This window comes from Aureimonas ureilytica DSM 18598 = NBRC 106430 (genome assembly GCF_000382705.1).
Lineage (GTDB): Bacteria > Pseudomonadota > Alphaproteobacteria > Rhizobiales > Rhizobiaceae > Aureimonas > Aureimonas ureilytica.
In genome coordinates this window covers 427,045-439,317 of the sequence record NZ_ARQE01000003.1, presented here as the reverse complement: position 1 = coordinate 439,317, position 12,273 = coordinate 427,045, and the positions used below count along the sequence as shown (strand labels likewise).

Annotated in this window: 10 protein-coding genes; 4 read left to right on the top strand and 6 right to left on the bottom strand. The window is 67.9% G+C overall.

The window, feature by feature from the left end:
* Nucleotides 1-51 precede the first annotated feature (51 nt).
* From B146_RS0109240 to B146_RS28965, 4 genes are all read left to right on the top strand, one after another.
* Nucleotides 52-969, top strand: a complete 918-nt coding sequence (locus B146_RS0109240) for a LysR family transcriptional regulator (RefSeq protein ID WP_019996153.1) — start codon at nucleotides 52-54, stop codon at nucleotides 967-969.
* Nucleotides 970-1,127: 158 nt separating this feature from the next.
* Complete coding sequence (locus B146_RS0109235) at nucleotides 1,128-1,610, top strand: GNAT family N-acetyltransferase (RefSeq protein WP_019996152.1); 483 nt, start codon at nucleotides 1,128-1,130, stop codon at nucleotides 1,608-1,610.
* 420 nt (nucleotides 1,611-2,030) lie between these two features.
* Nucleotides 2,031-3,158 carry a gluconeogenesis factor YvcK family protein gene (locus B146_RS0109230; protein ID WP_019996151.1) on the top strand — a complete coding sequence of 376 codons (1,128 nt, stop codon included), beginning with the start codon at nucleotides 2,031-2,033 and terminating at the stop codon, nucleotides 3,156-3,158.
* A 302-nt stretch (nucleotides 3,159-3,460) separates the two neighbouring features.
* A complete protein-coding gene (locus B146_RS28965; protein ID WP_019996150.1) occupies nucleotides 3,461-3,610 on the top strand; it encodes a lmo0937 family membrane protein in 150 nt (49 codons plus the stop codon).
* 259 nt (nucleotides 3,611-3,869) lie between these two features.
* On the opposite strand, the gene B146_RS0109220 is transcribed toward B146_RS28965, so the two are convergent.
* From B146_RS0109220 to B146_RS0109195, 6 genes are all read right to left on the bottom strand, one after another.
* Nucleotides 3,870-5,375, bottom strand: a complete 1,506-nt coding sequence (locus tag B146_RS0109220; RefSeq protein ID WP_019996149.1) for a tripartite tricarboxylate transporter permease — start codon at nucleotides 5,373-5,375, stop codon at nucleotides 3,870-3,872.
* 11 nt (nucleotides 5,376-5,386) lie between these two features.
* Entirely contained in the window at nucleotides 5,387-5,854 is a 468-nt protein-coding gene (locus B146_RS0109215) for a tripartite tricarboxylate transporter TctB family protein (protein WP_019996148.1), read from the bottom strand.
* An 89-nt stretch (nucleotides 5,855-5,943) separates the two neighbouring features.
* On the bottom strand, nucleotides 5,944-6,921 hold the full coding sequence (locus B146_RS0109210) for a tripartite tricarboxylate transporter substrate-binding protein (RefSeq protein WP_019996147.1): 978 nt from the start codon (nucleotides 6,919-6,921) through the stop codon (nucleotides 5,944-5,946).
* A 423-nt stretch (nucleotides 6,922-7,344) separates the two neighbouring features.
* Nucleotides 7,345-8,715, bottom strand: coding sequence for a sigma-54-dependent transcriptional regulator (locus B146_RS0109205; protein WP_019996146.1), 1,371 nt, complete (start codon nucleotides 8,713-8,715; stop codon nucleotides 7,345-7,347).
* Complete coding sequence (locus tag B146_RS0109200; RefSeq protein WP_019996145.1) at nucleotides 8,712-10,553, bottom strand: sensor histidine kinase; 1,842 nt, start codon at nucleotides 10,551-10,553, stop codon at nucleotides 8,712-8,714. Before B146_RS0109200 ends, B146_RS0109205 begins: the two co-directional genes overlap by 4 nt.
* Before the next feature lie 555 nt (nucleotides 10,554-11,108).
* Nucleotides 11,109-12,068, bottom strand: coding sequence for a LysR family transcriptional regulator (locus B146_RS0109195; RefSeq protein WP_019996144.1), 960 nt, complete (start codon nucleotides 12,066-12,068; stop codon nucleotides 11,109-11,111).
* Nucleotides 12,069-12,273: the final 205 nt, after the last annotated feature.

The following is a 12,273-nucleotide window of genomic DNA, read 5'->3' as shown; positions in this document are numbered from 1 at the left end:
TGGGGCGCAAACAACTCTGGCAGTTCCTGCCATTTCTTTTGGTTATGGGGTATGGCGTTCGAAATCCGGCAGCTCAGGCATTTCGTGACGGTGATCCGGCTCGCCAGCATCAGCGCGGCGGCGCGCGAGCTGAACCTCACCCAGCCGGCGCTCAGCAAAAGCATCCGCCTCATGGAGCAGTCCATGGGCGTGCCGCTTCTGGAGCGGGGGCCGAGCGGCGTCAGCCCGACCGAGTTCGGCACGCGGCTGAAGACCTATGCCGATCTCGTGCTCACCTTGTCGAACGAGGCGGTGGAGGAGATCGACGCCCTGCGCGGCGTCCGGCGCGGGGCGCTGCGCATCGGCTGCGTGGCCTCGACGCTGCGCAGCCTGATGCCGAGCGCCATCACGGGCTTTCTGGAACGCCATCCCGACATGCAGATCACCGTCAGCGAGGGGCTGAACGACACGCTGCTCGATCTTCTCCACGCCGGCAGGCTGGATCTCGTCGTGACCTCGCGGCCCGCCGACGCCACCAATCCCGATCTCGAATATCTGCCGCTCATGGAAGAGCCGCTGCGCATCGTCGCCTCGCCGAGCCATCCGCTGGCCGGCGTCGAGGCGCTGGAGATCGCCGATCTCGTGCCCTATCCGTGGGTCGTGCCGCCGCGCCCCGACCCGGATCGGCTGCGGCTCGAAGCGCTCTTCGCAGGAGCCGGCCTGCCCCGGCCGCGCGTGTCGGTCGAGACGACGTCGGTGGTCTTCCTGTCGGGCATGCTGCGCGGGTCGCACAGTCTCAGCTATTCCACGGCGGGCTCGGTCGAGGATCAGGCCTCCTCGCCCTCCTCTCTCGTCGCGCTGCGGCTCGGCTCGCCCACCTGGATGCGCACGACCTGCGCCGCCTACCGGCGCACGGGCTCGCTGCGGCCAAGGGTCGTCGCCTTCGTGCGACATCTCGCCGGCGTCTGCGCGGCGCGGCGGCCCGGCTGAGGTTTCGGCGGCGCCTTGGTCGGGAACACGGCGGCCCCGCCGCGAAACGCCGGGGCCGGAGACGGCGGACACGCGCCGCTGCCGCAGGGCGCGATGCATCAAGGCCGGGTGCGCGGGCGGGCCTTCCGCGCGGCGCGCGAAGCCTTTATGCGTCCCCCATGCAGATTCGATCCGCCCGCCCAGACGACGCTCCCGCCATCCTTGCGGCGATCCGCCCCGTGATGTCGGCCGGCGAAACCTATGCGCTCGACCCCGACATGGAGGACGACGCCCTGGTCGCCTACTGGATGGGGCCCGACAAGCGCACCTTCGTGGCGGAGGAGGACGGCGCGGTCCTCGGCACCTACTATATCCGCACGAATCAGGCGGGCGGCGGGAGCCATGTCTGCAACTGCGGCTATGTCACGACCGCCACGGCCACGGGGCGCGGCGTCGCGCGGCGGATGTGCGCCGACTCGCTCGATCGGGCCCGCGCGCTCGGCTACCGGGCCATGCAGTTCAACTTCGTCGTCAGCACCAACGCCCGCGCCGTCGCACTGTGGCACGCGATGGGCTTCGCGACGGTCGGCCGGCTGCCGGGCGCCTTCCGGCACCCCTCGCTCGGCCATGTCGACGCGCTCGTCATGTACCGGGAGCTTTAGCGATCGGCAGGGACCGGGCAGACCGAGGTCGAGGAGGGCCCGCTATGCCATGGACCCGCTGCGGGAGACCCAAGGGCCAGGAGCGGACCGAGACGCGAGCGGAAAGACGCGGGTGCGTGCAGGGGCAGTCGTGGGACATGCCATTTCCTGGACGGCTCGAAAGCGGATCGACCGCTGCCGGGTGTGCGGGTCTTTGATCTCGGTCGGCTCGGCCGGTTGGAAACCGATCCGTCCTCCGTGGGTCGCGGTTGGAGGAATGCCGGCGTCGGCCGGATGCCGTCGACGGCGCTTCGTTCACGCTTGTGGGGCGGTCGGCGTTGAACGTGATGGAGCCAGTGTTGCATTTCCAGGCGAACCGCTGGCCATGATCCATCGATGGCGCGGAGGCGGTTCTCCGCGCAAGCGTCCATTGGATTGCCGATGCCCCATATCGTGCTGTTCTCCGGCGGCACCGCCTGTCGCAGCATCAACCTGGCCCTGTCGCGCAAAGGCGTCGAGCTGACGCGGGTGGTTCCGAGCTGGGACAGCGGCGGCAGTTCCAAGGGAATTCGCGATGCGCTCGACGTCCTCTCCGTCGGCGATGTCCGGCAGGCTCTGATGACCATGGCCTATGGCGAGGGTCGCGTCGGCGATGTCGTCAAAATCTGCAACGCCCGCGTTTCGCTCCAGGCCGACCATGAAGGTGCGAAAGCCGAATTCGAATTCTATGCCTCGGGCCGGCACCCCTCGCTCCTTCGGCTGGACGCCGGGCTGCGGGGCGCGATCCTGACCTATCTGCAGACGTTCGAGACCGCCGTGGGCGCGGCGTTCGACTACCGCAACTGCAGCATCGGGAATGCGATCCTGACGGGGGCCTATCTCGCGCACAACAGGGACGTGAACACGGCCATCTTCGTGTTCCGCAAGATCTGCGACATTGCCGGCAATGTCTGGCCCTCGTCGCTCGACGACGATGCCGTTCTTTCCGCGCAGCTGAAGAACGGATGCATCCTGACGGCCCAGGACGCGGTCACGAACCTGTCGCCGGAAGACGCGGAGATTGGCATCCGGTCCGTATCGCTGCGCAACGCGTCGGCTGCGCCGGTTCGAGCCAACCCGGCCGTCATCGAGGCCATCAAGAGCGCCGATCTCATCGTGTTCGGACCGGGAAGCCCCTATACGAGCATCCTGCCTCACCTTCTCGTCGAGGGCATCGCGAGCGCGGTCGAGGCACGGCCCTGCGGCAAGGTCTTCATCGGCAACATCCTCCAGTGCCGGGAATCCGCCGGGTCGGATCTGGGGGAGATCGTCGCTGCCGCCGACGACCTCTGCCGGGTGGCGCGGCCGGGGGCCTCCGACGCCGGCTCGATCTTCACCCATGTGCTCGCCAACCGCGTTCTGTTCCCGTTCGCGAAGACGGTCGGCTCGTTCCCTTATCTCGGAAGCGAGACCATCGACGGGGATGCGGACAGGATCGTGCTGCGCGGCGAGTTCGAGGACGCCTGGAACCGTGGGCAGCACGACGGCGACCAGATCGCCGAGCGCCTTCTCAGCTTGGCCGGCCCCTGAACCCCGCCCGACGGCACCGCGGCCGTCCATCCACCCGTCTCACCGCCTCGCGCCCAGAGCCCGATCCATACCGCCTTCACGGATGACGCTCGCCGGTCGCGTCCCGACCTCACCATCCCCGAACGCGAGGAACTGGCACGGCGAGGCACCGCCATTTTCGATGCGTTCAGCCTCCTCCTATCGACGCGCATCGCGCTCGACATGGCCTTATGGTTTTCGGCCATTCGCGAGGGTGGGCGGGAACGTTTCCAGGTCACCTCTCGTTTTCGTGAGTGTGTTGGGTGCCAAGTGGGAGAGCTTCCATGTTGTGGACGATCGCGGTCATTCTTTTTATTCTTTGGATCCTCGGAGGCTTCGTTTTCCACGTCGCCGGAGGACTGATCCATCTTCTGCTCGTGATCGCGGTAATCGTCGTGGTGTTCCAGCTGATCTCCGGCCGTCGGCGTATCTGAGGAGAGCGCTCGCGGAGCGCGCCTGTTCGCGGACGCCCGTACTGGTGCGCCGGCACAGGCATGAGCCGTGACATCCGGACACTGATCTGTCCTGGCCCGACTTGTCGACTTGCCGGTGCGGCGGATGATGTCGCTCATCCGTCCCGTGCGGCCGGCAGGATACCGGCCCAAGATCCATGACAGCCTCTGGACGTGCGTCGGTTCCGGCGCGGGGTCAACCCGCGCCGGAACCGGTGCTGCCATGCGATGCGGGTCTGGCTCAATCGTCCTCGACGAAGACCTCCTTGCGCTTGGCGCGGATGGAGGGGAGGAGCGCGACGATCACGGCGGCGAGGCCCAGCGCCAGCAGCGTCGCGGAGATCGGCCGCGAGAGGAAGACGGTCGGGTCGCCGCGCGAGATGATCATGGCGCGGCGCAGGTGCTCTTCCAGAAGCGGGCCGAGCACGAAGCCGAGAAGCAACGGCGCCGGCTCGCAGCCGAGGCGGATCAGGACATAGCCGAGGAGGCCGAACACGCCGATCGCGTAGACGTCGAACGGGTTGTTGTTGATCGAGTAGCAGCCGATCGCGGCAAACAGGACGATGGCCGGGAAGAGGACGCGGTAGGGAATGGTCAGCATCTTCACCCACAGCCCGATCAGGGGCAGGTTGAGGATGACGAGGAGCACGTTGCCGATCCACATCGAGGCGATGATGCCCCAGAAGAGCGCGGGCTGCGTGTTGATGACGTTCGGGCCGGGCGTGATGCCCTGGAGGATGAAGGCGCCGACGATCAGCGCCATGACCGGATGGGCGGGAATGCCGAGCGTCAGGAGCGGGATGAAGGAGGTCTGGGCGGCCGCGTTGTTGGCGCTTTCGGGCCCTGCGACGCCCTGGATCGCGCCATGGCCGAACTCGGACTTGTCCTTGGCGAGGTTCTTCTCCAGCGAATAGGAGGCGAAGGAGGACAGGACGTGGCCGCCGCCCGGCAGGACGCCGAGGATCGAGCCGAGCACCGTGCCGCGCACGACAGGCGCTGCGATGCGCTTGAAGTCGTCCCTTGTGAGCCAGAGGCCCGAGACCTTCTTCACGCCGACCTCTCGCGTCGTCTCGTTCTCGAGATTGCGGAAGATCTCGGCGACGCCGAAGACGCCGACCGCGATCGAGACGAAGTTGATGCCCTGGTAGAGTTCGAGCTGGCCGAAGGTGAAGCGCGGGGTGCCGGTGTAGATGTCCTGGCCGACGGTTCCGAGCAGGAGGCCGAGCACGATCATGGCGAGCGCCTTGATGACCGAGCCGTGGGCGAGCGAGATCGAGACGAGGAGGCCGAGCACGATCAGCGCGAAATATTCGGGCGCGCCGAACTGGAGGGCGACGCGCGAGAGCGGCGGGGCGGCGACGGCCAGAAGCAGGGTTGCCACCGAGCCGGCGAAGAAGGAGCCGAGCGCGGCGGTGGCGAGCGCCTTTCCGGCATGGCCCTTGCGGGCCATCTGGTAGCCGTCGATGGCGGTGACGGCGGAGGAGCTTTCGCCGGGCAGGTTGATCAGGATGGCTGTGGTGGAGCCGCCGTACTGCGCGCCGTAGTAGATGCCCGAGAGCATGATGAGGGCGGTGACGGGCGAGAAGGTGAAGGTGATCGGCAGGAGCATGGCGATGGTCGCCGTCGGGCCGATGCCGGGCAGGACGCCGACGAGGGTTCCGAGCAGGACGCCGATGAAGCACCAGAAGATGTTGGTGACGGTAAAGGCGGTCTCGAAGCCGAGCGCGAGATTGGAGAGGAGTTCCATGCGCGGCTCCGTCAGGAAAAGAGGGGGCCGAAGGTCGGCAGGGTGATGCCGAGCCCGACCTTGAACACGAGCCAGCAGAGCGCCGACATGCAGAGCGCGATGGCGAGCGCGGAGAGGATCGTGTTGCGCGCCGAGGCCAGCGCCACGATGGCGGTGCCCACGAACACCACGGGCACGAGGCCGAGCGTCGCGCCGAACTCGCCGAAGATCACCAGCGCCAGCACCACCAGCGCCATGCCCTTCCACGGGATCGGCGAGGGCTCGATCGTCTCGTGCTTGCGAAAGCCCGTGAAGCCCACGATCGCGCCGAGAATGGCCAGCAGGATCGCGAGCGTCATCGGGATGAAGCCGGGTCCCATGCGGATCGCCCGGCCCATGTCGTAGTTCGAGGCCTCGACGCCGAAGCCGATCGCGACCGCGATGAAGATCAGTCCGGCAAAAACGTCGCGGCGCGACTTAACGCCCTCGATTGCGTGCATATGATTTGCCCCCACGGCCAGCACGATGGAACGAACCGGCCGGTCGCAGTCTGCTCCGGCCGGTCACGGCGTCGAACGGGATGCGCCGGTCAGTCGGCGAAGGTACCGGCGGCCTGGATGATCGGGCGCCAGAGTTCGATCTGCGAGGCGAGCTGGGTCTCGAGCGACTTCGGGGTCGCGTCCGCCGCCGTGGCCGGGGCGGTGCCGAGCTCGGCGAAGCGCGACTTCACGGTCTCGTCGGCCAGGGCCTTCTGCAGGGCGGCCTCGAGCTTGGCGATGATCGCGGGATCGGTGCCGGCCGGCGCGTAGAGACCGTGCCAGACGCCGATCTGCAGCTTGTCGAGGCCGACGTCCTTCGTGGTCGGCAGGTCCGGCAGCGAGGCGACGCGCTCGGGCGTCGTCACCGCATAGGCCTTCACTTCGCCGGCCTTGATCTGGTTGGTCGTGTTGGTGGTCTGATCGCAGAGAAGATCGACCTGGCCGCCGACGATGTCGGTCATGGCCGGCGCCGCGCCCTGGTAGGGCACCGTCACCATCTGCACGCCCAGCGCTTCCTGCAGGAGCATGCCGCAAAGATGCGAGGCCGAGCCGATGCCGGCATGGGCGTAGGTCGTGTCCGCGCCGTTTTCCTTCAGGTAGCTGATGAGGCCGGCCGCATCGGCGGGCTCGAGATCCTTGCGCGCGACGATCGTCATGGGAACGGACGTGACCTGTCCGATCGGGGCGAAATCCTTGAGCGGATCGAAGGCGAGCTGGCGGTAGAGCGTGGGGGCCGTCGACATGCCGATATGGTGGAGAAGCAGCGTGTAGCCGTCGGGCTTGGCCTTGGCGACCTGACCGGCGCCGAGCGTGCCGCCCGCGCCGCCGACATTCTGCACGAGAACCTGCTGTCCGAGTTCGCTGGTCATGGTCTGCGCGATGAGGCGCGTCACCGTGTCGGTCGGGCCGCCGGCGGAGAAGGGCACGACGACCGTGATCGGCTGCGTCGGATAGTTCGACTGCGCGAAAGCCGAAGTGGCGGACAAAGCGACGCCGATGGACAGCATGGCGAGATGTTTCAGAAGCATGGTGGTTCCTCCCGGAGAAAAAAGGCAAGCGGCATCGACGCCCCGTTTTTCAGGTGGCGAACGGGCTGAAGGCGGATGGGGGCGGCAGCGGACGGACGGAAGCTGCGAGCCGACGCAGACCGGTCGGTCGTTGCAGGGGCGCCCGATCAGAGACGCTGAAGCATCATGTGTGTCCTCCCAGACAAGCTTCGCGCCGCGTCCCATCTCCCAACACGATGCGGCTCAGCGATGAGAGCGCCACGGCGTGTGTGACGCAACAGAAAACGATGTCGTGGGCTCGGTGAGATTTCGCCGATCCCCTGCGATGGGTGGATTGCGACCCATTTTGCCGTTTCGCATGGGTGGAGATCGACACATCGTTGGGGAACGCGCGGCGCGCAAGGGGGAGCGCGCGAAGCCGGGCGCGCATCGGTCCGGCGCGGGTCAGGCCGTCTCGTCGCCGGCCTCGTCCTCGTCGAAGTCGCGCTTGTCGAGGCCGAACTTCTGCATCTTCTCGTAGAGCGTCTTGCGCGAGACGCCGAGGCTTTCATAGACCGCCTTCAGGCTTCCGCCCGACGTCGCGAGCGCCCCGGCGATCAGCGAGCGCTCGTAATCGGCCACCCGGTCGGCGAGCCTGCGTGCGGTCGGCTCCTCGCGCGGGTCGTCGGGCGCAGCAAGGCCGAGGCCGAGGACGTATCGCTCCGCCGCGTTGCGCACCTCGCGCACATTGCCGGGCCACGAGCGGCGCGCGATGTCGGCCAGCACCGCCGGCGGCACGCTCGTCTCGTCGCGACCGAGCCGGACGGAGGCTTCCGATACGAACTGCAGGAACAGGAGCGCCACGTCCTCGCGCCGCTCGGCGAGCGGGGGCAGGCGCAGGGTCACGACGTTGAGCCGGTAGAGGAGGTCGGCCCGCAGCCGCCCGGCCGCGACCTCCTCCTGCGGGTCGTTCTTCATGGTCGCGACGATGCGCAGATCGATCGAGATCGGGACATGCGAGCCGATCCGGGTGACGGTCCGGTCCTGGATGACACGCAGGAGCTTGCCCTGCAGGTCGAGCGGCAGGGATACAATCTCGTCGAGCAGCAGCGTGCCGCCATGCGCCTGCTCGAACTTTCCGAAGCGCGCCCGCACCGCGCCCGGAAAGGCGCCGACCTCGTGTCCGAACAGCTCGTCCTCGGCGAGATTGGTGGGCAGGGCGGCGCAGTCCACCACGACGAAGGAGCGGGCCTTGCGCGCGCTGACGTCGTGGAGCGCGCGCGCCACCACCTCCTTGCCGGTGCCCGTGGCGCCGGTCACGAGAACGTCGGCATCGGCGGCGGCCAGCGCGCGGATGCGGTAGCGCAGGTCGACCATGGCGCTGGCGCGCCCGATCAGGCGCAGCTCCAGGTCGTCGCGACGGCCGTCGGCGAGCGTGCGGAGGCGCCGGTTCTCCAGGACCAGCCGGCGTCGGTCGAGGGCGCGGGTGACGACGTCCACGAGCTGGCGGGGCGGGCAGGGCTTCTCGATGAAGTCGTAGGCGCCCTCCCGCATGGCCGAGACCGCGAGCGCCGTATCGGCATGGCCGGTGACGAGGACGACCGGAATGTCGGGATCGATCGCGCGGACCCGGCCGAGCAGCGTCATCCCGTCCATGCCGGCGGCGAGGCGGATGTCGGTGACGACGATGCCGGACAGGTCATGGCCGACAAGTTCGAGCGCCCCGTCCGCGCTGGAGAAGGCGCGGACGCGGAAGCCCGCCAGATCGAGCGCCTGCGCATAGGACAGGCGCACCTCTTTTTCGTCCTCGACGAGGAGGACCGTCGCATCCTTCACGGGGCAGCCTCGATGTTCGCCAGGGCAGGGGTGCGAAGCGTCAGGGCGAAGACCGCGCCGCCGCCCGCCCGCTTCTCGCACGAAAGGCTTCCGCCGAAGTCGCGCATGATGTTGTAGGAGATGGACAGGCCGAGACCAAGCCCCTTGCCGACGCCCTTGGTGGTGAAGAACGGGTCGAAGATGCGCGCCAGGATGGCGTCGGGCACGCCCGGCCCGCGGTCGGCGACGGCGATGCGCACCTGCCCGTCGGGCTGGGGGCTCGCCGAGACCACCACCGTCCGGCGCTCGGCGCCCTCCACCGCGTCGGCGGCGTTCGAGACGAGGTTGACGATGACCTGCTGCAGGCGCACGGGCACCGCCGAGACATGGGTGATCTCGGGATCGATCTCCGTCTCCACCTCGGCCTGGGCGGCCTTGAGGCGCCATTCCGCGATGGCCAGCGCATCGGCGACCACGCTGCGGACATCGACGGCCTCCAGCTGCTCCTCCGGCCGGCGGGCGAAGTTGCGCAGGTGACGCGAGATCTTCGACAGGCGGTCCATCAGGCTGGCGATCCGCTCGACGTTCTCGCGCGCCTCCTCGATGCGTCCGCGCTGCAGAAGGACGCCGGTGCTGTCGGCATAGGCGCTGGCGGCGGCGAGCGGCTGATTGAACTCGTGGCTGAGAGCCGCCGACATCTGCCCGAGCGCGGCGAGCTTGCCGGCTTCCACCAGATCGGACTGCGTGCGGCGCAGGAGTTCCTCGGTGGTCCGCCGTTCGGCGACCTCGCGCTGAAGGCGCTTGTTGACGCTGGCGAGCGCGGCCGTCCGCTCGCCGACGCGCCGCTCCAGCTCGACATGCGCCTGGGCCTGCGCGCGGGCGCGCTCGGCCAGCCGATGCCGGCGCTGCTGAAAGGCGGCGAAGGCGAAGCCCGCGATGCCGAGAAGGAAGAGGGCGGCAAAGCCCACCGCCACTCCGAGGAACCTCGCGGGCGCCCGGTCCACCAGCACCCGCACCGTCCAGCCCGCCGCGGGCATCGGTTCGGACAGCGCCACGAAGCTGCGCAGCTCGCCGTCGGCCGGAATGTCGACGATCGCTCGCTCGCCGGCGCTCGAGCGTATGACGCCGAGATCGGGCAGCGGCTCGTCGTCGTAGCGTCGGCTTTCCTCCGTGCGCGACAGGGCGTTCGGCACGCCGCGCTCGAAGATGTGGTAGCGCCAGTTCGGCCGGCCGGACATGAAGATGATGCCCTCCGGGTCGGTCACGATGATCTCGAACTCGCCGCTCGCCCAGGCGGCCTCCAGCGGGTCGAGATCCACCTTGATGACGACGATGCCGATGACCGTGCCGTTGTCGCGGACCGGCGCGGAGAAGTAGTAGCCGCGTTTGCCCGACGTCGTTCCAAGACCGTAGAATCGTCCCGTCCGTCCCTCGGCCGCATCCTGGAAATAGGGACGATAGCGGAAGTTCGATCCGACGAAGCTGGTCGGGCCGTCAAAGTTGCTGGCGGCGATCGTCTCGCCGTCGGTCAGCATGAGGTAGACGTCGGAGGAGGACAGCAGCGCGTTGACCGACTTCAGGTAGAGATCGGCCTCCCGGCGCGCCGCCTCGTCGCGGGGTCGAGCCAGGAGATCGCGCACCTCCGGCCGTTCGGCCACCAGAATCGGCAGCGCTTCGTAGCGCGCCAGATGGCCCGACAAAGCGGCGGAGGCCAGCCTGAGCGTTCCCGATCCGACGGCCACCGACTGATCGAGGGCGCGAGAATAGGAGTAGATGCCGACGGCCGATGATAGCGCGCTCGCGACCACGACCAAGGCGAGGGGTAACGACAGGTTCGAGAAACGCTTGGATCGGCGCATGGCTTGGCTGCTGTTCCTCCGCGACGTTCAGCGAACCGCACCCGGTTCATAGCGTCTCTCGGCCTGGGTGGCGAACGACACGCTGAACCAAAACCGTGGAAACGCGGAATGCGTCATTCCATCGCTTCGGGACCCCTTCTCTCGAAGTCACCGTGCGGTCACAGGAGGCAGGGCGAGCCAGATCGGCCTCGGATCATGACCATGCTATGTCCGCTCCGGAGTGCAATCAACCGTCCGGTCAACGACCGGATCGGGTCGTGAGCGGACGCTCTGCTTCTCGGCGGACCTGGCGATAGGGCGCCGTTCGCGATCGCAGCGAGCTGTCGTTCGGGCGGGGATCGGCTGGAGCCATTGCCGGTCGGCGCGGCGTTCCGCGCTTGCCCGCACCGCTGAGGCCTGCGTGCCGCGTGGTGGTTCTCGATGTTCGAGGCTCCGGTCCCAAAACGATGCGGGGCAACGGAATCGTCACCGCTCTCGTCCTCGCAGGGTCATGACCCGCTATTCCCTTGGCAGAGTTCGCGGCATCCCTTTGAGATGGCGGAACGCTCCTCGCGCCTATGACCGAGCGCGAGGAATGGTCATCGGGGCGCCACCCAAAGCCGCTCCCGTGCCGAGTTTCAGATCCGAGCAGACGCTTTCGATTTCCGAGATGAAGCTGAGGAGAAGGGGGCGGCGCACGCGAAGGCGGCGGCATGCGATGCCGATCTTGCGGGTCCAGCTCGGCATGTCGATGTTCAGGCGGACCAACCGGGCGTCCGGCCCGCGCGCGAAGGCGCTGGTGCTCGAAAGGTAGCTCAGCCAGGGGCTGTCGGCCAGCATCGAGAGCTGAAACGTCGAGGACGACGTCTCGCAGACCGCCTGGGGCAGCGGCAGGCGCGCCGCGGTGAAGATCGCATCCAGCGCCGTTCGATCCGGGTCGGGGCGGGCGGGAATGATCCAGGACCATTCGGTCAGATCCGCCAGGCTCACATGGTCCCGCCCGGCGAGGACATGATGGCGGTCGGCCACGATCTCGATGGGAACCTCCAGGAGATCGCGATATTCGAGCTCCTCGTTCGGAAAGTCCCTCGGCCGGCCCATGAGGGCGATGTCGATCGTTCCGTTGAGGAGTTGCGCCTGGAGCGACGGGCTCAGTTCCTCATGGAGGGTGAGGTTCACGCCGGGATGCCGGGACAGGAACCGCCGCGAGGCGAGCGGCAGGATCGAGCGCGCCATGGTCGCGCTGCCGCCCACGCGCAGCCGGCCGCGCTGCGCGCCTTGCTGGGTGTCGAATTCGTCCTGCGCTTCTTCGCTGAGAGCGAGGATCACCTCGGCGTATTCGAGCAGGCGTTCGCCGGCTTCCGTCGCACGAACGCCCCACGGCCCACGGTCGAGTATCCGAACGCCGGTCGTCTGCTCCAGCGCGCGGATGCTCTTGCTCAAGGCGGGTTGCGTCACGTTCAGCTTGCCCGCCGCCACGCCGAAGCTCGAATAGCGCACGACATAGACGAAGTTTCTGAGCTGCTTGAAGTCCACGGGAACGGCGCCTCCAGTCCTCGATAACACCTGCTTATCGGCGCGCTGCCGCAAGGAGCCGCAGCGACGGATGCTTGGCTCCGAAGGGCGATAACCAGAATTCATGATGGCGGCCGCGCAAGTTCGTTGCAAGAGCGCGGCGCAGGCCGCAGGTTTCCTCTCGTCGTCACGGATCATCACCATCCCGCCGGGCCAAGGTCCGAAC